The sequence below is a fragment of the Streptomyces sp. DSM 15324 genome (genome assembly GCF_001514285.1).
GTDB lineage: Bacteria > Actinomycetota > Actinomycetes > Streptomycetales > Streptomycetaceae > Streptomyces.
The window spans coordinates 420821-443331 of record NZ_KQ949026.1 but is presented as its reverse complement, the minus strand read 5'-3'; the positions used below and the strand labels follow the sequence as shown (position 1 = coordinate 443331).

Annotated in this window: 20 protein-coding genes; 16 read left to right on the top strand and 4 right to left on the bottom strand. The window is 69.2% G+C overall.

From position 1 onward, the window contains the following. The first annotated feature begins 88 nt into the window (after positions 1–88). The 3 genes from AQJ58_RS16025 (at position 89) to AQJ58_RS16015 (ending at position 4549) form a co-directional block, all read left to right on the top strand. Complete coding sequence (locus AQJ58_RS16025) at positions 89–784, top strand: HAD family hydrolase (protein ID WP_067250530.1); 696 nt, start codon at positions 89–91, stop codon at positions 782–784. A 483-nt stretch (positions 785–1267) separates the two neighbouring features. After that, positions 1268–2875, top strand: a complete 1608-nt coding sequence (locus AQJ58_RS16020) for an ABC transporter substrate-binding protein (RefSeq protein ID WP_067250527.1) — start codon at positions 1268–1270, stop codon at positions 2873–2875. 90 nt (positions 2876–2965) lie between these two features. Next, complete coding sequence (locus AQJ58_RS16015) at positions 2966–4549, top strand: ABC transporter substrate-binding protein (RefSeq protein WP_067250525.1); 1584 nt, start codon at positions 2966–2968, stop codon at positions 4547–4549. A 69-nt stretch (positions 4550–4618) separates the two neighbouring features. Here the strand turns inward: AQJ58_RS16015 and AQJ58_RS16010 are convergent, their stop codons facing one another. Then, positions 4619–5293: a response regulator gene (locus AQJ58_RS16010; RefSeq protein ID WP_067250522.1), complete on the bottom strand. Its 675-nt coding sequence runs from the start codon at positions 5291–5293 to the stop codon at positions 4619–4621. A 14-nt stretch (positions 5294–5307) separates the two neighbouring features. Continuing rightward, the gene (locus AQJ58_RS16005; RefSeq protein WP_067250519.1) at positions 5308–6465 is read right to left on the bottom strand and encodes a RecB family exonuclease; all 1158 of its coding nucleotides are present in this window, start codon (positions 6463–6465) and stop codon (positions 5308–5310) included. Positions 6466–6639: 174 nt separating this feature from the next. Between AQJ58_RS16005 and AQJ58_RS16000 the strand changes: the two genes are divergently transcribed. The 3 genes from AQJ58_RS16000 (at position 6640) to AQJ58_RS15990 (ending at position 10200) form a co-directional block, all read left to right on the top strand. After that, positions 6640–8238, top strand: coding sequence for a site-2 protease family protein (locus tag AQJ58_RS16000; protein WP_067250516.1), 1599 nt, complete (start codon positions 6640–6642; stop codon positions 8236–8238). 287 nt (positions 8239–8525) lie between these two features. After that, positions 8526–9428, top strand: coding sequence for a tRNA (adenine-N1)-methyltransferase (locus tag AQJ58_RS15995; protein ID WP_067250514.1), 903 nt, complete (start codon positions 8526–8528; stop codon positions 9426–9428). A 187-nt stretch (positions 9429–9615) separates the two neighbouring features. Continuing rightward, positions 9616–10200, top strand: a complete 585-nt coding sequence (locus tag AQJ58_RS15990) for a hypothetical protein (protein ID WP_067250511.1) — start codon at positions 9616–9618, stop codon at positions 10198–10200. 58 nt (positions 10201–10258) lie between these two features. Here AQJ58_RS15990 and AQJ58_RS15985 read toward each other — a convergent pair whose 3' ends face one another. Further along, entirely contained in the window at positions 10259–10564 is a 306-nt protein-coding gene (locus AQJ58_RS15985) for a ferredoxin (protein WP_067250509.1), read from the bottom strand. A 243-nt stretch (positions 10565–10807) separates the two neighbouring features. On the opposite strand from AQJ58_RS15985, the gene arc reads away from it, so the two are divergent. From arc to prcA, 6 genes are all read left to right on the top strand, one after another. Next, the gene (gene arc, locus AQJ58_RS15980; protein ID WP_067250506.1) at positions 10808–12574 is read left to right on the top strand and encodes a proteasome ATPase; all 1767 of its coding nucleotides are present in this window, start codon (positions 10808–10810) and stop codon (positions 12572–12574) included. A gap of 240 nt (positions 12575–12814) precedes the next feature. After that, positions 12815–14326 carry a depupylase/deamidase Dop gene (gene dop, locus AQJ58_RS15975; protein ID WP_199844595.1) on the top strand — a complete coding sequence of 504 codons (1512 nt, stop codon included), beginning with the start codon at positions 12815–12817 and terminating at the stop codon, positions 14324–14326. 187 nt (positions 14327–14513) lie between these two features. Beyond that, on the top strand, positions 14514–14732 hold the full coding sequence (locus AQJ58_RS15970) for a ubiquitin-like protein Pup (protein ID WP_067250936.1): 219 nt from the start codon (positions 14514–14516) through the stop codon (positions 14730–14732). Next, positions 14668–15363: an endonuclease VII domain-containing protein gene (locus AQJ58_RS40765; protein ID WP_420712155.1), complete on the top strand. Its 696-nt coding sequence runs from the start codon at positions 14668–14670 to the stop codon at positions 15361–15363. The genes AQJ58_RS15970 and AQJ58_RS40765 overlap by 65 nt, the downstream gene beginning before the upstream one ends. Beyond that, positions 15315–16160 carry a proteasome subunit beta gene (gene prcB, locus AQJ58_RS15965; RefSeq protein WP_067250500.1) on the top strand — a complete coding sequence of 282 codons (846 nt, stop codon included), beginning with the start codon at positions 15315–15317 and terminating at the stop codon, positions 16158–16160. Before AQJ58_RS40765 ends, prcB begins: the two co-directional genes overlap by 49 nt. A 62-nt stretch (positions 16161–16222) precedes the next feature. Then, complete coding sequence (prcA, locus tag AQJ58_RS15960) at positions 16223–16975, top strand: proteasome subunit alpha (protein WP_067250498.1); 753 nt, start codon at positions 16223–16225, stop codon at positions 16973–16975. Positions 16976–17046: 71 nt separating this feature from the next. Here prcA and AQJ58_RS15955 read toward each other — a convergent pair whose 3' ends face one another. Then, on the bottom strand, positions 17047–18120 hold the full coding sequence (locus AQJ58_RS15955) for a LacI family DNA-binding transcriptional regulator (protein ID WP_067250496.1): 1074 nt from the start codon (positions 18118–18120) through the stop codon (positions 17047–17049). A gap of 95 nt (positions 18121–18215) precedes the next feature. Between AQJ58_RS15955 and AQJ58_RS15950 the strand changes: the two genes are divergently transcribed. From AQJ58_RS15950 to AQJ58_RS15935, 4 genes are all read left to right on the top strand, one after another. Continuing rightward, entirely contained in the window at positions 18216–19475 is a 1260-nt protein-coding gene (locus AQJ58_RS15950; RefSeq protein ID WP_067250493.1) for an MFS transporter, read from the top strand. Positions 19476–19484: 9 nt separating this feature from the next. Continuing rightward, entirely contained in the window at positions 19485–20846 is a 1362-nt protein-coding gene (gene pafA / locus AQJ58_RS15945; protein WP_059196529.1) for a Pup--protein ligase, read from the top strand. A gap of 108 nt (positions 20847–20954) precedes the next feature. After that, positions 20955–21959, top strand: coding sequence for an FKBP-type peptidyl-prolyl cis-trans isomerase (locus tag AQJ58_RS15940; protein ID WP_067250491.1), 1005 nt, complete (start codon positions 20955–20957; stop codon positions 21957–21959). Between the two features lie 71 nt (positions 21960–22030). Beyond that, the gene (locus AQJ58_RS15935; RefSeq protein WP_067250489.1) at positions 22031–22402 is read left to right on the top strand and encodes an FKBP-type peptidyl-prolyl cis-trans isomerase; all 372 of its coding nucleotides are present in this window, start codon (positions 22031–22033) and stop codon (positions 22400–22402) included. Positions 22403–22511 lie beyond the last annotated feature (109 nt).

The window sequence follows — 22511 nt, the reverse complement described above, 5'->3', positions numbered from 1 at the left end:
ATCGGATAAGTCGTACACTGGTCGGTCCACTGCAGGCCGGTTCCCCCAGCGGGAACCGGCCTGCTCGTCCCTCAAAGGAGGTACGTGGATGACCAGCACGGTACCCGCGCCCCTGACCCGTACGGCCGAGGGCTCGGCCCTCCAGGCGGTGCTCCTCGACATGGACGGCACCCTGGTGGACACCGAGGGCTTCTGGTGGGACGTCGAGGTCGAGATCTTCGCCGGTCTCGGACACACCCTCGACGACTCCTGGCGCCATGTCGTGGTCGGCGGCCCGATGAGCCGCAGCGCCGGGTTCCTGATCGAGGCGACCGGCGCCGACATCTCCCTGCCCGAGCTCTCCGTCCTGCTCAACGAGGGCTTCGAGGACCGCATCACCCGCGCCCTGCCCCTGATGCCGGGAGCCGCCCGGCTGCTCGCCGAGCTGGCCGAGCACGAGATCCCCATGGCCCTCGTCTCCGCCTCCCACCGCCGCATCATCGACCGTGTCCTGACCTCGCTCGGCCCCCAGCACTTCACCCTGACCGTCGCCGGCGACGAGGTCGCCCGCACCAAGCCCTACCCCGACCCCTACCTCTTCGCGGCCGCCGGCCTCGGCGTCGACCCGGCCCGCTGCGCCGTCGTCGAGGACACCGCGACCGGGGTCGCCTCGGCCGAGGCGGCGGGCTGCCATGTGGTCGCGGTGCCCTCCGTGGCCCCGATCACCGCCGCCCTGCGGCGCACCGTGGTGCCCTCGCTGGACCAGGTCGACGTTCCGTTCCTGCGCGGTCTGATGCCCCTGTGACTCCGCTCCGATGATCACCCCCGCGATCATTGGTGATCCTCTCGATGACGGAATTCGCCGTACGCGTTCACCGAGCGTGCACCGCCGATAGGAAGGTAATTCGGCGGCTGTACGCGCGGCGCCATTCCGATCTCTCGGTAACGGTTGCATTGCGGACGGACGCAGGCCATTGACGGTGTGACCTTCCCCACGCGGGGCGGGGTCGACAGAAGGTTCAGCCCGTGTGTAGACGCCGCGTTCCGGGCTTTTGGACACACCCTTGTGTCCTGATTCATTGACGGCTGCACGGATCGTTCCGCTCGTGATTGTTCAATGCGTTCGCATACGGTTTCGCTCCGTGATGGCCTTTCAACTCCGGTCGCGGCGAACCCTCGTGCCGGTCCGGACTAATCTCTTCGCGGAACATCACCCCTATCCCCGTGATCCGCCGCGACAACCTTGCATGCCGGGTACACGGACCGACAGCTCTGGAGAAACTCGAGCATGAACCGCAAGACTTTGGTGCTGCCGGCCGTGGTCGGTCTGCTCGCGCCCGTACTCGCCGCCTGCGGCGGGGCCGACAGCGGGAGCAGCGGCGGCGATGCCATCGTCGTCGGCACCACCGACCGGTTCACCGCCACGAAGGCCGCTCCGGCGCCGCTCGACCCCGCCTACGCCTACGACGTCGGCACCTGGAACATCCTTCGCCAGACCGTGCAGACCCTGATGATCGTGCCCAAGGGCGACGGCGACCCCGTCCCCGAGGCGGCGCAGTCCTGCGGATTCACCGACAGCGGCAACGAGCGCTACGCCTGCAAGCTGCGAGACGGCCTGAAGTTCTCCAACGGCGACCCCATCACCGCCGCGGACGTCAAGTTCTCCATCGACCGCGCCCGCGCCATCAAGGCCGACTCCGGCGTCTTCGCCCTGCTGTCCACCATCGACACCGTCGAGACGCAGGGTGACAACGAAGTCATCTTCCACCTCAAGACCGCCGACGCCACCTTCCCGTCCAAGCTGTCGACCCCCGTCGCGGGCATCGTCAACCCCGACGACTACGCCAAGGACAAGCTCCGCGACGGCTTCGAGGTCGACGGCTCCGGCCCGTACACCCTCAAGGCGGAAACCGACGGCGACACCGTCACCAAGGCCGTGTTCACCAAGAACCCCCATTACAAGGGGACGTTGAAGGTGAACAACGACGAGGTCGACATGGTGTCCTTCGACGACGCCGACGCCATGGGCACCGCCCTCGAAAAGGGCGACATCGACCTGATGACGCGCACCATGTCCCCGGAGCAGATCAAGAAGCTCTCCGACGCCGCCGCCGACAGCGACATCGACCTCGTCGAGCTGGCCGGCCTCGAGATCCGCTACCTGGCCTTCAACACCGACGCTCCCACCGTGAAGACCAAGGCCGTGCGCCAGGCGATGGCCCAGGTCATCAACCGCAACGAGCTGGTCTCCCGGGTCTACGGCTCCCAGGCCGAAGCCCTCTACTCGCTCGTCCCGGCCTCCGTCACCGGCCACTCCAACGCCTTCTTCAACAAGTACAGCGACCCCAGCGTCAGCAAGGCCAAGGCCCTGCTCGCCGCGGCGAACATCACCACCCCGGTGAAGCTCACGCTGAACTACACGACCGACCACTACGGTCCCGCCACCAAGCAGGAGTTCGAGCTGCTGAAGAAGCAGCTCGACGCCAGCGGCCTGTTCGACGTCACCATCAAGGGCACCGCCTGGGACAACTTCATCCCCGCCGAGCGCAAGGGCGAGTACGCCGTCTACGGCATGGGCTGGTTCCCCGACTTCCCCGACGCCGACAACTTCCTCGCGCCGTTCCTCGACAAGGACAACACCCTCAAGTCGCCGTACACCAACAGCACCATCATCAACAAGCTGATCCCGCAGTCCCGTCGTGAGGCCGACCGCGTCAGCGCCGGCAAGAGCCTCACCGAGATCCAGGACATCGTCGCCGACGACGTCCCGATCCTCCCGCTGTGGCAGGGCAAGCAGTACGTCGCCGCCAACACCGACATCACCGGCACCGCGTACGCGCTCAACTCCTCCGCCACGCTCCAGCTGTGGGAACTCGGCCGTGGGGTACGCAACTGAAGGACCCCTTCCGGTCGGGTGATACCTTCTTCGCGGCTGGGGCCCGGGACGGCGCCCCGGTGTGACGGGACCCGACGACAAAGGTATTGCGTGAATATCCGTAACCAGTGGCCGGTCCTGCCCATCGTGGCGGGACTGGCCTCCGGCATGTTGACCGGCTGCGGCGCCCAGACCGGGGGCTCGGACGGCGACGGCTCCACCGTGGTGCTCGGGATGTCCGACGACGTCCTCGCCACGGACCCGGCCTCCGGCTACGACCCCGGATCCTGGATGCTGTTCAACAACGTCTTCCAGTCGTTGCTGAGCTTCCCCAAGGGCGGCACCGAACCCGAGCCCGACGCGGCAAAGGAATGCTCCTTCACCGACCAGCAGACCAAGGTCTACCGCTGCACCCTCAAGGACGGCCTGAAGTTCTCCAACGGTGACGACCTCACCTCCAAGGACGTCAAGTTCTCCTTCGACCGCATGCTGAAGATCAACGACGACAACGGCCCGGCCGTCATGTTCCCCATGCTCGCCAAGGTCGCGACCCCCGACGCCAAAACCGTCGTCTTCACCCTGAAGGTCCCCGACGCCACCTTCCCCAGCAAGCTCGCCTCCGGCGCCGGCTCCATCGTGGACCACCGCACCTACGACGCCGACGGCCTCCGCAAGGACGGCGGCGCCGTCGGCTCCGGCCCCTACACCCTCGACTCCTTCGACAAGGACCAGGCCGTCTTCTCGGTCAACGAGCACTACCGCGGCACCGCCGGCGACCCCCAGAACAAGGGCGTCACCCTCAAGTTCTTCGGCGGCGACCAGAAGGCCCTCAAGAAGGCCCTCCTCGACGGCGACATCGACATCGCCTACCGAGGCCTCACCGCCGCCGACATCGCCGACATCGACGCCGGCACCGGCAGCAAGGGCGCCGAGGTCGTCGAAGGCAGCAGCGCCGAGGTCCAGCACCTCGTCTTCAACACCGCCGACCCCGTCACCGGGAAACTCGGCGTCCGACGGGCCATCGCCTACCTCATCGACCGCGAAGCCCTCATCCGCGACGTCTACGAAGGCACCGCCGACCCGCTGTACTCGATCATCCCGGCCGGGATAGCGGGCCACAACACCGCCTTCTTCGACCGCTACGGCGCCCACCCCTCCCAGGCCAAGGCCGCCGCCGCACTCCAGGAGGAGGGCATCACCGGCAAGGTGAAACTCACCCTCTGGTCCACCCCGTCGCGCTACGGCCCCGCCACCGACCAGGAACTCAGGACCGTCGCCGCCCAGCTCAACGCCAGCGGCCTGTTCGACGCCGACGTCAAGTCCGTCCCCTTCGACCAGTACGAGAAGGACATCGCGGACGGCAAGTACGGCGTCTACGTCAAGGGCTGGGTCCCCGACTTCCCCGACGCCGACAACTTCACCGCGCCCTTCTTCGGTGACGGCAACGTCCTCGCCAACAACTACACCAACGAGACCATCACCGGCACGCTCATCCCGCGCACCGCCGCCCAGAGCGACCGCACCGCCACCGACGACGACTACTCCACCCTCCAGGACATCGTCGCCGAGGAACTCCCCGTCCTCCCGATCTGGCAGGCCAAGCAGTACGCCGTCGTCGGCGAGCACGTCTACGGCCTCGAGAACTGCCTCGACGCCTCCACGGTGTTCCGCTTCTGGGAACTCAGCAAGGGCTGACCCCCGGCAGGCCACGACGAAGGGCGCCCCCGCTCGGCAGGGGCGCCCTTCGTGTCGTACCCCTACGGCCTACTGCTGCGCCCCCGGCCGCACCAGACCACTCTCGTACGCGTACACCGCGGCCTGCACCCGGTCGCGCAGCCCCAGCTTCGTCAGCACATGCCCCACGTGCGTCTTCACCGTCGTCTCGCTGACGAACAGGTCCGCCGCGATCTCCGCGTTCGACAACCCCCGCGCCACCAGCTTCAGCACCTCCACCTCACGGTCCGTCAGGGTGTGCAGCGCGTCCGGCACCGGCTCGTCGCCCGACGGCAGATGCGTGGCGTACTTGTCCAGCAGCCGACGCGTGATGCTCGGCGCCAGCATCGCCTCGCCCGCCGCCACCACCCGGATCGCCTGCACCAGTTCATGGGCCGGCGCGTCCTTCAGCAGGAACCCACTGGCCCCCGCCCGCAACGCCTCCACCACGTACTCGTCGAGGTCGAACGTCGTCAGCACCAGCACCTTCGCCGGGCCGTCCCGCCCCGGCCCGGTGATCTGCCGGGTCGCCTCCACCCCGTCCATCCGCGGCATCCGGATGTCCATGAGCACCACATCGGGCTGCAGCGCCCGCACCTGGTCCAGGGCCTGAAGACCGTCTCCGGCCTCACCGACGACCGCGAGGTCCTGCTCCGCCTCCAGGATCATCCGGAAGCCGGTACGCAGCAGCGGCTGGTCGTCGACGAGTAGGACGCGGATGGCCACGTGAGTCTCCTTCGCTAGTCCGGCCCCATTCTGCCCTGCTCGACGTCCCCGGAAGCCGCCGCCCTCACCGGCAGCGGATACGGCGGGGGAGTACCGCCGAACTCCGGACAGTGCGCCTGGTGATCGCACCACCCGCACAGCTTCGTCGGCCGCGGCCGCCACTCACCCGTCTCCGTCGCCAGCCGGATCGCCTCCCACAGCGCCAGCAGCCGGCGCTCCACCCGCTCCAGATCGGCGAGGTCCGGGTCGTACGTCAGCACGTCCCCACTGCCCAGGTACACCAGCTGCAACCGCCGCGGCAGCACGTTCTTCAGCCGCCACACCACCAGCGCGTAGAACTTCATCTGGAACAACGCCCCGTCCGCGTACTCCGCGCGCGGCGCCTTGCCCGTCTTGTAGTCCACGATCCGCACCTCACCGGTGGGCGCCACGTCGACCCGGTCGATGATCCCGCGCAGTCTGAGCCCCGACTCCAGCTCCGCCTCCACGAACAGCTCCCGCTCCGCGGGCTCCAGACGCGTCGGATCCTCCAGCGTGAACCAGCGCTCCACCAGCGCCTCCGCCTCCGCCAGCCAGCCCGCCATCCGCACCCCGTCCGGATCGTCGGCGAACAGCTCCACCACCTCCGGCCGCGTCCGGCGCAACCGGTCCCACTGCCCCGGGATCAACGCCTTCGCCCGAGGCGCCGTGCGCTCCGCCGCCGGCGCGTCGAACAGCCGCTCCAGCACCGCGTGCACCAGCGTCCCCTTGGTGGCCGCCGCACTCGGCTTCTCCGGCAGCCGGTCGATCACCCGGAAGCGGTACAGCAACGGACACTGCATGAAGTCCCCGGCCCGCGAGGGCGACAGGGAGGCGGGCGCCACGGCGACCGGCTCGGCGGGCGCGGGCACGAGAGGCGACGCCCCCGCGTCCGAGGACCCGACCCCGTCAACGGCTCCAGTCCCGACACCCGCCGCGCTCGCCCGGGCCCCGGCACCTCCCTCGGACGCACCGGACTGCGCATCCCCCTCAGGCGCGCCGGACCCGCCCCGCCCGGACCCGTCCCGCTCCGCAGTGGCCATCCCCGCCTCCCCCTCCGGGCCGGTCCCGGCCCCCGCTTCCGTCCGGGCGGACTCCTCCGCGTCCCCGCCCTCGGCGCCCGCGCCGCCGGCGCCCTCGCTGCTGCTGTCCATGCCTCAGACCATACGGCCCACCACTGACAGTGACCCAGCCCCGGCCCGCTCACCCGGCGACGAGCGGGGAAACACGGGGGGTGCCGGGGCGGAACGCGTCACCACGGCCGCATACCATCGGTCACAGACCTTCCGCCCGGGACGAGCGGGAGACGCTTCGAACGAGGGGACATCGTGGTGGAAAGCGGCGGGAGCGGGCGGCCGCGGCCGGACAGCGAAGAGTCGGCCGAGCACCCCGTCACACCAGCCCCCCAGCCCACCGCCCCGGCGCAACCCGAGGGCCCGCCCCCCGCCCCGCCCGCCACGGAACCCGCGCCGACGCCGACCGAGGGCCGACAGAGCGGACGCGAGTCCTCCGACGAGCGCGACGCGTCCGCCGGCACGGAGCAGGCGCCCGGCACCGGCACCCCGACCGACGACACCCCACCCGCAGATCCCCCCACCGAGCAGCCCGCCGAGCCGCAGCCCGAGAAGCCGCAGCCCGAGAAGCCCCAGCCCGCACCCGAACCCGCCCCCCACACCGACCGGAGCCGGGCGCACGCGCACGCCCAGGACGGCGGCACCGCCCCAGGACCCGCCCCCACCGGCATCAAGGGCCCCCCGCCCCAGCGCCCCCCGGAGCAGCCCCGCGGCGGACTGCTCATGGGACGGCCCTTCGGCGTGCCCGTCTACGTGGCACCCAGCTGGTTCCTCGTCGCCGCCCTCATCACCTGGGTCTTCGGCGGCCAGCTCGACCGCGTCCTGCCCGAACTGGGCGCCGCCCGCTACCTGGTCTCCCTCTTCTTCGCGGTCGCCTTCTACGCCTCCGTCCTCATCCACGAACTCGCCCACACCCTGGCCGCCCTCCGCTTCAAGCTCCCCGTCCGCCGCATCCAGCTCCAGTTCTTCGGCGGCGTCTCCGAGATCGAGAAGGAAGCCGAGACCCCCGGCCGCGAATTCTGGCTCGCCTTCGTCGGCCCCCTGCTGTCCCTCGTCCTCGCCGGCGTCTTCTACGCCGCCCTTCAGCCCGTCGAACCCGGCACCGTCCCCGGCGTCCTCCTGGCCGGCCTGATGATCTCCAACCTCATCGTGGCGATCTTCAACCTCCTGCCCGGCCTCCCCCTCGACGGCGGCCGCATGCTCCGCGCCGTCGTCTGGAAGATCACCGGCAAGCCCATGAGCGGCACCATCGCCGCCGCCTGGGTCGGCCGCGCCCTCGCCGTCTCCGTCCTCATCGGCCTCCCGCTGCTCACCCAGTCCGGCGCCCTCGGCTCCCGCGCCGAGGACAGCGTCGGCATGGACACCGTCACCGACGCCCTGCTCGCCGCCATCCTCGCCGCGATCATCTGGACCGGCGCCGGCAACAGCCTGCGCATGGCCCGCCTGCGCGAACACCTCCCCGAACTCCGGGCCCGCACCCTCACCCGCCGCGCCGTCCCCGTCGAGACCGACACCCCCCTCTCCGAGGCCCTCCGCCGCGCCAACGCCGCCGGCGCCCGCGCCCTCGTCGTCGTCGACGCCCACGGCGAACCCCTCTCCCTCGTCCGCGAGGCCGCCATCGTCGGCGTCCCCGAACACCGCCGCCCCTGGGTCGCCGTCAGCGGCCTCGCCCAGGACCTCACCGACGGCATGCGCGTCTCCGCCGAACTCGCGGGGGAGGACCTCCTCGACGTCCTGCGCGCCACCCCTGCCACCGAATACCTCGTCGTCGAGGAGACCGGCGAGATCTACGGCGTCCTGTCCGCCGCCGACGTCGAACGCGCCTTCGTCAAAGCCATGGCCCGCCCCTCCTAGGGGCTGTCCGGCGGATCATGCCGCAGACGCGGGGTCTGGCACGCCCACCTGCGGCGTTGTCGTCGGTTGCCGACTCCCCCACGCTCGGCTTCGCTCGCGCGGGCGGGACCCCCATCGCGTCGACGCCCTCCTCCGCCTTGCAGTTGGACGCACCAGACCCCGCTCACCTGGGCCGATGAGTCACCGCTGCTTTCCTGCGACTTGATCCGCCGGACAGCCCCTAGCATCCGCGCCGCCCGCACCCACCCGTGGTCGGCGGCCCCGCCAAACGCCGGTAGGCTGTTCACATGTCCGAACCGACCGGTGCCGCCCGCAGGCGCGGGCCCTTCAAGGTCGGGGACCAGGTTCAGCTGACCGACCCCAAGGGCCGCCACTACACGTTCACGCTCGAGGACGGGAAGAACTTCCACACCCACAAGGGTTCCTTCCCCCATGACGAGCTGATCGGCGCTCCCGAGGGCAGCGTTGTCCGCACCACCGGTAACGTCGCCTACCTCGCGCTGCGCCCCCTGCTCCCCGACTACGTCCTGTCCATGCCCCGCGGGGCAGCCGTCGTCTACCCGAAGGACGCGGGGCAGATCCTCGCCTTCGCCGACATCTTCCCCGGCGCCCGCGTCGTCGAAGCCGGCGTCGGCTCCGGCTCCCTCAGCAGCTTCCTGCTGCGCGCCATCGGCGACCAGGGCATGCTGCACTCCTACGAGCGCCGCGAGGACTTCGCCGACATCGCCCGGCAGAACGTCGAGCGCTACTTCGGCGGCCCGCACCCCGCCTGGCAGCTCACCGTCGGCGACCTCCAGGACAACCTGAGCGACACCGAGGTCGACCGCGTCATCCTCGACATGCTCGCCCCCTGGGAGTGCCTGGAAGCCGTCTCCAAGGCCCTCGTCCCCGGCGGCATCCTCTGCTGCTACGTCGCCACCACCACCCAGCTCGCCCGGACCGTCGAGTCCATCCGCGAGATCGGCTGCTTCAACGAGCCGACCGCCTGGGAGACGATGATCCGCAACTGGCACATCGAGGGCCTCGCCGTCCGCCCCGACCACCGCATGATCGGCCACACCGGCTTCCTGCTCACCGCCCGTCGGCTCGCCGACGGCGTCGAGCCGCCCATGCGTCGCCGCCGCCCCGCCAAGGGCGCCTACGGCGAGGACTACGCCGGCCCCAACGCCGACGGAGGCAACGGCCGCTGACCCGGCCCACGCCACACGGACAACGACAGGGCGCCGTGGCCGAGTTCCCCGAACCCCCGGGGAACTCGGCCACGGCGCCCTCACCTTGGCCCCGCCCGACCCCGCCGTTCCGCCGCCCTGTGACGTGTGGCACGATGCTCGCCACCCCCCACCCCCACCGGCACAGCCACCCCAGGAGACGCTCCTAGTGCAGCAATCCGCCGTCCCGGAACTGGCACACACCCACACCCGGCCCATCCACTGGGTCGCCACCGCCACCGCGGTGGCCGGCGTCGTGGCCCTCTCCTCGGCCCTCCAGCCCGGACCCGCGACGGCCGCCCAGGCCTCCCCGCCGCACAGCGCCACCACACCCGCCGCCTCGGCCACCGCCCCCGCCACCACCGGCGTCGAGTTCCCCCTCGACTGCGGTCCCACGGTCAAACCGCTCGTCATGCGCAAGGCCAGCGGAGACCTCGACGGCGACGGCAGGCCCGAGACCGTGGCCGCCGTCCACTGCGACGCCCCCATGGGCACCCCGCCCGACGGCGTCTACGTCCTCACCCAGGCCGCCGGCAGCACCCACGCGCGCGTGGTCGCCACCCTCGTCGACCCGAAGGACCGCACCAACGTCACCACGCTCACCGTCACCGACGGTGCCGTCCTCGCCACGCTCCTTGGCTACTCCTCGCCGGACGTGCCCAGTTGCTGCCCCGATCTCAAGGACAGCGTCAAGTGGCAGTGGAAGGACGACAGATTCATCCGCTCGACACCCGCCGGCGCCCACAGCGTCTGAATCAGGCCATCACCGGCTGTGAGAAATCAGACAGCCCTCACGGCCCGTACCTGAACGCTCACTCCGCGTCCGGGCCGTACACCTCGACCCTGTCCGAAACGCGACGCACATGGATGCACTCGCCGGGACACTCCCGCACCGAGTCCACCACGTCCGTCAACAGCGGCAACGGCACCGGCACCGTCGCCCCCTTGGCCTGCAGAAGCTCGTCCTGCGCACTCTTCACATACGCCAGCCCGTCGATGTCCAGCTCGAACACCTCCGGCGCGTACTGCGCACAGATGCCGTCACCGGTACAGAGATCCTGGTCGATCCAGACCTCCAGCGTCTCCCCACCGACACCGGCCTCCTGCTGCACGCTCATCTCTCCTGCCGTTTAGCGCCGAGCCGCAAGGGAACGATGCAGGCTCTGACGGGTGTTGAACACGTCGACCCTACCCCCGCCCGCTTCCCAATCATGTTCGGTGGGTATTCCCCTGGCGTGAGGGGAAGCGCAAGGGTGAAGATCGGACACACCCCGACAGTCTTTGTGATCTAGGGGTTTCAATCGACACCCGCCCAGGTAGGGTCTGGAAGCGTCCAGCTCCCCTTGGAGGAGGTGAGGACCGTGGCAGCCCACGACGACGACATGAACCGCGGCATCCGCCCGGGACGAGGGTCCGACGACCCGTCCGGGCAGATTGCCTACCTCGAGCAGGAGATCGCCGTCCTGCGCCGCAAGCTCGCCGACTCTCCGCGACACACGAGGATTCTCGAAGAGCGGATCGTCGAGCTGCAGACCAACCTGGCCGGCGTGTCCGCCCAGAACGAGAGACTCGCCAACACGCTCCGTGAGGCCCGCGACCAGATCGTGGCCCTCAAGGAGGAAGTCGACCGGCTCGCACAGCCCCCGGCCGGCTTCGGCGTCTTCCTCGCGGCGAACGAGGACGGCACCGCCGACATCTTCACCGGAGGCCGCAAACTCCGCGTGAACGTCAGCCCCAGCGTCGAGCTCGACGAGCTCCGGCGCGGCCAGGAACTGATGCTCAACGAAGCGCTCAACGTGGTCGAGGCCATGGAATTCGAGCGGGTCGGGGACATCGTCACCCTCAAGGAGATCCTCGAGGACGGCGAGCGCGCCCTGGTCATCGGGCACACCGACGAGGAACGGGTGGTCAGGCTCGCCGAGCCGCTGCTGGACGTCACCATCCGCCCCGGCGACGCCCTCCTGCTCGAACCCCGCTCCGGCTACGTCTACGAGATCGTCCCCAAGAGCGAGGTCGAGGAACTCGTCCTCGAAGAGGTCCCCGACATCGGGTACGAGCAGATCGGCGGCCTCGGCGGCCAGATCGAGGCCATCCGCGACGCCGTCGAGCTCCCGTACCTCTACCCCGACCTGTTCAAGGAGCACGAACTGCGCCCGCCCAAGGGGGTGCTCCTGTACGGGCCCCCCGGATGCGGCAAGACGCTCATCGCCAAGGCCGTCGCCAACTCGCTGGCGAAGAAGGTCGCCGAGGTCACCGGCCAGGCCGCCGGCAAGAGCTTCTTCCTCAACATCAAGGGCCCCGAGCTCCTGAACAAGTACGTCGGCGAGACCGAGCGCCAGATCCGCCTCGTCTTCCAGCGAGCCCGTGAGAAGGCCAGCGAGGGCACCCCCGTCATCGTCTTCTTCGACGAGATGGAGTCCCTCTTCCGCACCCGCGGCTCCGGCGTCAGCTCGGACGTGGAGAACACCATCGTCCCCCAGCTCCTCGCCGAGATCGACGGCGTCGAGGGCCTGCAGAACGTGGTCGTCATCGGCGCCTCCAACCGCGAGGACATGATCGACCCCGCCATCCTGCGTCCCGGCCGCCTCGACGTGAAGATCAAGATCGAGCGTCCCGACGCCGAAGCGGCCAAGGACATCTTCGGCAAGTACCTCACCGAGCGCCTCCCCCTGCACGCCGACGACCTCGGCGAGCACGGCGGCGACAAGTCCATGACCGCCCAGAGCATGATCCAGACGGCCGTGGAACACATGTACGCCGAATCCGAGGAAAACCGCTTCCTGGAAGTCACCTACGCCAATGGCGACAAGGAAGTCCTGTACTTCAAGGACTTCAACTCCGGCGCCATGATCGAGAACATCGTGGGCCGCGCCAAGAAGATGGCGATCAAGGACTTCCTGGAAAAGAACCAGAAGGGCCTCCGCGTCTCCCACCTCCTCCAGGCCTGCGTGGACGAGTTCAAGGAGAACGAGGACCTGCCCAACACCACCAACCCCGACGACTGGGCCCGGATCTCCGGAAAGAAGGGCGAACGGATCGTCTACATCCGTACCCTCATCACCGGAAAGCAGGGCGCGGACACCGGACGCTCCATCGACACGGTGGCGAACACCGGACAGTACCTGTAAAAAACAGGGCGGCTGCGGGTGCCCACCACGGGTACCCGCAGCCGACTGTTTTTCAGGCCACGGCTGGAGCAAGGCAATGACGCAAATGATCTCCCCACCGGCACAGAGGCGTTCTAGGCTCTTTCCTACCGCCGGGTTGCGCAGTGCGGAGAGGACGGGCACCGCACCCGCACCGGATGAGCACCACCGGTATCTGAGCGGCGCCCACGACCGAGGGTGCCGCCGGGCAAGGAGGGCCGCATGACCGTACGGCGAGTAATGGGCATCGAGACGGAGTACGGCATCTCCGTCCCCGGCCACCCCAACGCCAATGCCATGCTCACCTCGTCCCAGATCGTCAACGCCTACGCCGCGGCGATGCACCGGGCCCGCCGGGCCCGCTGGGACTTCGAGGAGGAGAATCCGCTGCGGGACGCGCGAGGCTTCGACCTCGCCCGCGAGGCCGCCGACTCCAGCCAGCTCACCGACGAGGACATCGGCCTCGCCAACGTGATCCTCACCAACGGCGCCCGCCTCTACGTCGACCACGCCCACCCCGAATACAGCGCCCCCGAGGTCACCAATCCCCGCGACGCCGTGCTCTGGGACAAGGCCGGCGAACGGATCATGGCCGAAGCCGCCGAACGCGCGGCCCAGCTCCCCGGCGCCCAGCCCATCCACCTCTACAAGAACAACACCGACAACAAGGGCGCCTCCTACGGCACGCACGAGAACTACCTGATGAAGCGGGAAACCGCCTTCTCCGACATCGTGCGCCACCTCACGCCCTTCTTCGTCTCCCGCCAGGTCGTCACCGGCGCCGGCCGCGTGGGCATCGGCCAGGACGGCCACGAACACGGCTTCCAGCTCAGCCAGCGAGCCGACTACTTCGAGGTCGAGGTAGGCCTGGAGACGACGCTGAAGCGCCCCATCATCAACACCCGCGACGAGCCCCACGCCGACGCCGAGAAGTACCGCCGCCTCCACGTGATCATCGGCGACGCGAACCTCTCGGAGATCTCCACCTACCTGAAGCTGGGCACGACAGCCCTGGTCCTCTCCATGATCGAGGACGGCTTCATCGCCGTCGACCTGGCCGTCGACCAGCCCGTACGGACGTTGCACCAGGTCTCCCACGACCCCACGCTGAAGAGGCTGGTCACCCTCCGCAGCGGCCGCACACTCACCGCGGTGCAGCTCCAGATGGAGTACTACGAGCTGTCGCGCAAATACGTGGAGGAGCGGTTCGGGTCGGACGCCGACGACCAGACCAAGGACGTCCTCGCCCGCTGGGAGGACACTCTCACGCGCCTGGAGAACGACCCGATGAGCCTGGCCGGCGAGCTGGACTGGGTCGCCAAGCGGGAACTCATGGAGGGCTACCGCCGCCGTGACGGCCTCGACTGGGACGCGGCGAAGCTGCACCTCCTGGACCTCCAGTACGCGGACGTGAGGGCCGACAAGGGCCTCTACAACCGCCTCGCGGCCCGCGGGCGCATGAAACGGCTCCTCGACGAGCCGCAGGTCGAGCGGGCCAAGGGCAAGCCCCCGGAGGACACCCGCGCGTACTTCCGCGGCCGCTGCCTCGAGCAGTACGCCGACGACGTCGCGGCGGCCTCCTGGGACTCGGTCATCTTCGACCTCCCGGGCCGGGACTCGCTCCAGCGCGTGCCAACCCTGGAACCGCTTCGCGGAACGCGAAATCACGTCAAGGAGCTCCTGGACCGCTGCCGCACGGCAGAAGACCTGGTCAAGGTCCTGTCGGGCGGCTGAGCGAGCCCCAGGAAGCTCATGCGCGGCGGGGTGGAAACCCCGCCGCAAGGGAATCATCGAGGTGGGCCTCGTACGTTGGAACAACTGCGGGGCCGATGTCCGACCCTGCTTGTAGGGTCTGATCATCACCGATCGGCAGGAAGCCGACCTGCCGAACATGTCGGGCGAACTGAGCGGGGTGAGGGTTATGGCGACCAAGGACACCGGCGGCGGCCAGCAGAAGGCGACGCGCTCCACGGAGGAGGTCGAGGAGCAGACCCAGGAGGCGGAAGCCCAGGGCGACCTCAAGGAGCGCCACGAGAAGCTGAGCGACGACGTGGACTCGGTGCTGGACGAAATCGATGATGTGCTCGAAGAAAACGCCGAGGACTTCGTGCGCTCCTTCGTTCAGAAGGGTGGCGAGTGATTTTTCCTTCGATTCGAAGGCGGCGGGGGAACCCGGATTGCTCGACAGCGGAAACGTGAAGCGTTGCTCGCGGTGCAAGCAAGACAAGCCGCGAGCAGCCTTCGCAAGCAACAAAGCGATGCGTGACGGGCTTCAGGTGTACTGCCGGGAGTGCTCGGCGGCGTACTACAGGCAGCGTCAGGACGCCCGTGGGAGGAAGCCGCGGCCGAGGGTGGCCACACCCGAGGGGCACAGGTACTGCCAGCGCTGCGGGGAGATCAAGGCGCACGCTGCATGGGATCGCAACAAAGCTGCCTCCGACGGCCTGTCGACACGCTGCAAAGCATGCCGGGCAATCGAAGGCCGCGAGGGTCATCTGAAGCGCCAGTACGGCCTCACTATTGCTGAGCGTGACGCCATGGTCGCCTCTCAAAGGGGGCTCTGCGTGATCTGCCTGAAAGCTCCCGCCGTACATGTGGATCATTGCCATCAGACGGGTAGGGTCCGTGGCGTACTGTGCTTCAACTGCAATTCGGCCATCGGCAAGTTGGGAGACGATCCCGACGCAGTTCGTCGGGCAGCCGCCTACCTGGAAGGAACTCCGTGGAAGCCAACACTCGTAGCACCGGGCGTCTACCAGCTGCCTTCCTGACGCCTGGGTCCTCGTCCTTCATGGACTTCCTCTCCGATCACCAGCCGGAGATGCTCCCGGGCAACCGGCAGCTGCCGCCGACGCAGGGTGTGATCGAGGCGCCGCACGGGACGACGATCGTGGCCGTGACGTTCCCCGGGGGCGTGGTGCTCGCCGGTGACCGCCGGGCCACCATGGGCAATGTCATCGCCCAGCGGGACATCGAGAAGGTGTTCCCGGCCGACGAGTACTCCGCCGTCGGCATCGCCGGCACCGCCGGCCTGGCCGTGGAGATGGTCAAGCTGTTCCAGCTGGAGCTGGAGCACTTCGAGAAGGTCGAGGGGGCCCAGCTCTCGCTGGAGGGCAAGGCGAACCGGCTGTCGACCATGATCCGCTCCAACCTCGGCATGGCCATGCAGGGCCTCGCCGTCGTACCGCTCTTCGCGGGGTACGACGTGGACCGCGGCAAGGGGCGCATCTTCTCGTACGACGTCACCGGCGGCCGTTCCGAGGAGCACAACTTCGCGTCCACGGGCTCCGGCTCGATCTTCGCGCGCGGCGCGATGAAGAAGCTGTTCCGTGACGACCTGTCCGAGGAGCAGGCCACCACGCTGGTGGTGCAGGCTCTGTACGACGCGGCCGACGACGACTCGGCGACCGGTGGTCCCGATGTCGCGCGCCGGATCTATCCGATCGTCACCGTGATCACGGAGGACGGTTTCCGCAGGCTCTCCGACGACGAGTCCTCGGAGATCGCCCGCTCGATCCTCGAGCGCCGCCTCCAGCAGCCGGACGGCCCGCGTGCCGCCCTGCTGTAGTCGGCGGGCCCGTTCTTATCCCAGGTGATCCAGTGACTTCGACAGAAAGGGACGGATAACCGGTGTCGACGCCGTTCTATGTCTCACCCCAGCAGGCGATGGCGGACCGCGCGGAGTACGCGCGCAAGGGCATCGCCCGTGGCCGCAGCCTGGTCGTGCTGCAGTATGCCGACGGCATCGTGTTCGTCGGCGAGAACCCGTCCCGTGCGCTGCACAAGTTCAGCGAGATCTACGACCGGATCGGCTTCGCGGCCGCCGGCAAGTACAACGAGTACGAGAACCTGCGGATCGGCGGTGTGCGGTACGCCGATCTGCGGGGGTACACCTACGACCGTGACGACGTGACCGCGCGCGGTCTGGCGAACGTGTACGCCCAGACGCTGGGCACGATCTTCTCCTCGGCCGGTGAGAAGCCGTACGAGGTGGAGCTGGTGGTCGCGGAGGTCGGTGAGACCCCGGACGGCGACCAGATCTACCGGCTGCCGCACGACGGGTCGATCGTGGACGAGCACGGCTCGGTCGCGGTGGGCGGCAATGCCGAGCTGATCAGCAACTATCTCGACCAGCGGCATCAGGACGGGATGACGCTGGCGGAGGCGCTGAAGCTGGCCGTGCAGGCCCTGTCCCGTGAGTCGAACGGCACGCAGCGGGAGATTCCGGCGGAGCGGCTGGAGGTGGCGGTGCTGGACCGTACGCGTCCGCAGCAGCGCAAGTTCAAGCGGGTCGTGGGCCGGCAGCTGGCACGGCTGCTGGAGGCGGACGGTGCGGCGACGGAGGCGGAGAGCTCCGAGGAGGAGGACTCCGGGGAGGAGTAGTCCGACCGCGGAGTCGTGTGCTCACCCTCTCTGTGCCCCGGCCGGGTTCGACCGCCGGGGCACAGGGCGTCTCAGGGGGCGCCGGGTGGCGCTGTGGAGCCTCGGGCGACGAGGTGGACGGGGATGTCCCCGGCGTCGGGTGTGCGGCCGTCCAGGACGGCGAGGAGGGCGTGCATGCCGCGTTCGCCGAAGAGCTCGGCGTCGAGGCGGACGGTGGTGAGTTCGGGGTCGAGGGCGGTGGCGAGGGCGAGGTCGTCGAGGCCGGTGACGGAGAGGTCGTCGGGGATGCGCAGGCCGAGGCGGCGGGCGGCCTTGTAGGCGCCGGCGGCGAGTTTGTCGTCGTCGCAGACGACGGCGGTGGGGCGGTGGGGGCCGGGTGTGCCCAGGGCGGCCTCGGTGGCGGTCAGGGCGCCCTCGATGGAGATGGGTGCCGGAGCGGTCCGCAGGGTGGTTCCGGGGGCGTCTGCGAGGCGTACGGCGAGTTCCCGCGCGCGTACGTCGAAGGTCCAGGAGGGTACGTCGGCCGCGAGGTGCAGGAAGTGGCGGTGGCCGAGGCCGAGCAGGTGGTCGGTGATCTGGCGGACGCCGTCGGCGATGTCGAGGTTGACGGTGGCGGCGCCGAGGCTGCCGGTGGGGTCGCTGTCGAGCATGACGAGGGGGAGCTGGTCGCCGCGGATGGCGGTGAGGGCGTCGGCGGCCATGGAGGAGGCGATGACGCCGTCGAGGGCGGCCTGGGCGGAGGCGAAGGGGTCAGGGATGGGGGCGGCCCGCAAGGGCCTTCCTTTGAGGGTGGTGGAGGGCGACGGGCGGGAGGGGCCGACGCCTTCGGGGGAGGGGTAGAGGACGACGCCGAAGCCGTGGTCGGCGGCGACGCGGGCGGCGCCGGTGTAGACGCCGGCGAAGAACTCGGTGGTGAGTGCCGGGACGACGAGGAGCACGGTGCGGGTGCGGCCGAGGCGGAGGTTGCGGGCGGCAAGGTTGGGCCGGTAGCCGAGGTCGCGGGCGGCCTGCCGTACGCGTTCGGCCGTGGTCTCGGCGACGCGGCCGCGCCATTTGTCGCCGAGGACCAGGGAGACGGCGGCCTGGGAGACCCCGGCGGCCTGGGCGACGTCGCGGCTCGTGGGGCGGGTGCTGTGGTGTGCCACCGTCCGCCTGCTCCTTCGTCTGGACTCGTGAACAGCGCACATGGTACGTATGACGAAGGGCGTTATACGTAAAACCTCAGACGGGTGGGTGGACGATGGCCACGGGGTACGGGGAGATCCTCAGGGCGCGGCACGCGGCCCGGCTGCTGGTGGGCACGCTGGTCGGCCGGCTGCCGAACGCCACGTCCGCGATCGCCGTCGTGCTGTTCGTGCGCGCGGAGGGGGGCACGTACAGCCTGGCGGGGGCGCTGGTCTCGGTGTACGGCGTGGCGAGCGCCGTGGGGCAGCCCGTGCTGGGACGGCTGGTGGATCGCTTCGGGCAGCCGCGCGTCCAGCTGCCCGCCGCGCTGGTCTCGGCCCTGGCGATGGCCCTCTTCGCGTTCTGCGGCCCGGATCCGCTGCTGCTCGCCTATGCGGCCATGGTGGTCGGCGGGCTCTTCACCCCGCCGCTGGAGGGCGGGCTGCGGGCCCTGTGGCCGTCGGTGCTGCGCCGTCCCGAGCAGGTGCCGGCGGCGTACGCGATGGACGCGGTGGCGCAGGAGGTGATGTTCACCGTCGGGCCGCTGCTGGTGACGTTGTGCGCCTCGCTGTGGTCGGAGCGGGCGGCGCTGCTGGTGGTGAACGGCGTCGGGGTGCTCGGGGCGCTCTCGGTGGTGGTGTCGCCGCCCTCGCGCGCGTGGCGCTCCGCTCCGCGCGAGGCGCACTGGCTGGGGGCGCTGCGTTCGCCGGCGCTGCTGGTGCTGCTCGGCGCCCTGCTGTTCGTGGGGATCGCGATGGGGTCGATCACGGTGGCCTCGGTGCCGTACGCGGACGCGCACGGGGGTGACGCGGTGTACGGCCGGCTGATGGCGGCGCTGGGGCTGGGGGCGCTGATCGGGGGTCTGGTGTACGGGGCGCGGGAGTGGCCCGGGGTGCCGGAGCGGCGACTGCGGGTGCTGGTGGCGTTCCTGGCGGTGTGTTACGCGCCGTTGATGCTGATGCCGGGCGCGGTGGCCATGGTGGGGCTGGCGACGCTGGCGGGGGTGTTCCTGGCGCCGGTGCTGGCCTGCGCGTTCGTGATCGTGGACCGGCACGCGCCGCGGGGCACGGTGACCGAGGCGTTCTCCTGGCTGGTGACGACGTTCACGGTGGGCGCGTCCGTCGGTACGGGTGTCGCGGGTCCCGTCGTGGAGGCCGGTGGCGCCGTTCGGGGGTTTGCGGTGCCGGTGGTCGCAGGCGGTGTGTCGCTGCTGGTTTTGCTGGTCACGGGGCGGGTATTGGCAGCTCCGGCCGTAAGTGCGGTGGTTGCGTCTTCATCCGAAAATGATCCGAACCGTGCTGCCGAACCCCGTTTCAGTTCAGGGGATCGGGCGTAATGTTCAGTCATGGACCGCCGCATTTTCGGGCTGGAGAACGAGTACGGCGTCACGTGCACGTTCAGGGGACAGCGCCGCCTGTCGCCTGACGAGGTGGCGCGGTACCTCTTCCGCCGTGTCGTGTCATGGGGCCGTAGCAGCAATGTCTTTCTGCGGAACGGCGCCCGCCTGTATCTCGACGTGGGTTCGCATCCGGAATACGCCACACCGGAATGTGACAACGTGACCGAGTTGGTCACCCACGACAAGGCCGGCGAGCGCATTCTCGAAGGACTCCTGGTGGACGCGGAACGACGCCTGCACGAGGAAGGAATCGCGGGCGACGTCTACCTCTTCAAGAACAACACGGACTCGGCGGGCAACTCCTATGGTTGTCACGAGAACTATCTGGTGGCCCGGCACGGGGAGTTCTCCCGGCTCGCGGACATCCTCATTCCGTTCCTGGTGACCCGCCAGCTGCTGTGCGGCGCGGGCAAGGTGCTGCAGACGCCCCGTGGGGCCGTGTACTGCGTCAGCCAGCGGGCGGAGCACATCTGGGAGGGCGTCTCCTCGGCGACGACCCGGTCCCGGCCGATCATCAACACGCGCGACGAGCCGCACGCGGACGCGGAGCGTTACCGTCGGCTGCACGTCATCGTGGGCGACTCGAACATGTCCGAGACGACGATGCTGCTGAAGGTCGGCGCGACGGATCTGGTGCTGCGCATGATCGAGGCGGGCACGGTGATGCGGGATCTGACCCTGGAGAACCCGATCCGGGCGATCCGTGAGGTCAGTCATGACATCACGGGCCGGCGCAAGGTGCGGCTGGCGAGCGGGCGGGAGGCCTCGGCGCTGGAGGTGCAGCGCGAGTACTACGAGAAGGCCGTCGACTTCTGCGAGCGCCGCGGGATCCGGACGGGCACGGTCGAGCAGGTGCTGGAGCTGTGGGGCCGGACGCTCGACGCGATCGAGGCCGAGGACCTGGACCGGATCGGTACCGAGATCGACTGGGTGATGAAGTACAAGCTCATCGAGCGGTACCGGGCCAAGCACAACATGACGATGTCGCATCCGCGGGTGGCGCAGATAGACCTCGCCTACCACGACATCCACCGTCGTCGCGGTCTGTACTACCTGCTGGAGCGCAAGGGGCAGGCGGCGCGGATCTGCAACGACCTGAAGATCTTCGAGGGCAAGTCGGTGCCGCCGCAGACCACTCGGGCGCGGTTGCGCGGTGACTTCATCCGGCGGGCGCAGGAGCAGCGCCGGGACTTCACGGTGGACTGGGTGCATCTCAAGCTCAACGACCAGGCACAGCGGACCGTGTTGTGCAAGGACCCGTTCCGTTCGGTGGACGACAGGGTGGAGAAGCTGATCGCCGGCATGTGAGTGCCGGAACGCAACACGGGCGCCGTACGTTTCCCGTACGGCGCCCTTCTCACGCCGTAGAGTTGCGCGCACGCCCTTTTCAAGATCGACCGATTACGAGGCTTTATCGTGCGCCGACGCTCACTGCTGCTTGCCGCCGTTCCCGCGGGGCTGGTCACGCTCTCCGCCTGTGGGGACGACAAGTCCGACTCGAGCAAGGCGAGTGAGGACGCGTCGCCCTCGGCCCCGGAGACGTCCGCGGCGCCCGCCCCCAAGATCGTGGACGGTCCGCTGCCTGCCATCACGGCGGGGACGAAGTTCGGTGAGAAGCCGACGGTGGCCAAGGGCACGGGTGAGCCGTCGGACCAGCTTGCGGTGAAGACGGTGATCGCTGGCGGCGGTCAGACGGTCGCGGAGAAGGACTTCATCTGGGCCAACTACCTGGGCCAGATCTGGGACACCGGAAAGGTGTTCGACAACTCCTACGACCGCAAGACCCCGCTGTTCATCCAGCTCGCCCCGGGCTCCATCATCGACGGCTGGCGCTATGCCCTGACCGGCAAGAAGGTGGGCAGCCGGGTGGAGTTCTCGGTGCCGCCGACCTGGGGTTACGGCAAGGAGGGCCAGTCGCAGGCCGGCATCAAGGGCACCGACACGCTGGTGTTCGTGGTGGACCTGGAGGACACCTTCAACGCCAAGAGTTCCGCCAAGGGCACGGACGTCCCGCAGGACGACGCGAAGCTGCCGAAGGTCGGGACGAACACCGACGGCAAGGCGCCCTCGGTCGACATCCCGAAGACGGACCCCCCGACGAAGCTGGTGGCGACCTATGTGATCGAGGGCGACGGCGAGAAGGTCGCGGCCGACAGCACGGTGGTCGTGCAGTACCAGGGCTTCGTCTGGGACTCGGGCAAGAAGTTCGACTCGTCGTACGACCGCAGCGCTCCCACCTCCTTCTCGCTCCAGCAGGTCGTCAAGGGATGGGCACAGGGCCTGACCGGCAAGAAGGTGGGCAGCCGGGTCCTGATCGTGATTCCGCCGTCGCTGGGCTACGGGGACAACCCGCCGAGTGGCAGCGGCATCGAGAAGGACTCCACGATGGTGTTCGTGGTGGACATCCTGGCGGCGTCCTGACGTCGTCCGGGATGAAAGACTGTCCGTGTTGCCTTTCCGTAGAGAAGCAGTAGACAAGCAGGAGCAGTGACGTGAGCAACGAGAAGCCCGAGATCGACTTCCCCGAAGGCGAGCCGCCGGCGGACCTCGAGATCAAGGACATCTGGGAGGGCGACGGCGAGGTTGCGCAGGCCGGTCGGACCGTCACCGTCCACTACGTGGGTGTCTCCTTCAGCACGGGCGAGGAGTTCGACGCCAGCTGGAACCGTGGCGCGCCGTTCAGCTTCCCGCTGGGTGGCGGCCGTGTCATCCAGGGCTGGGACCAGGGTGTGCAGGGCATGAAGGTCGGCGGCCGCCGCCGGCTGACCATCCCGCCGCACCTGGCCTACGGCGACCGCAGCCCCACGCCGGCGATCAAGCCCGGTGAGACGCTGATCTTCGTCGTGGACCTGCTCGCCGTCTGACCGCCGTCCGACCGGTCGTGACCAGCCGGGGCCCATGCCTGCGCGGGCATGGGTCCTCGGCTTTTGCCGGGGGACCGCGGGGCGGTACGGTCGACGATCGTACGTATCG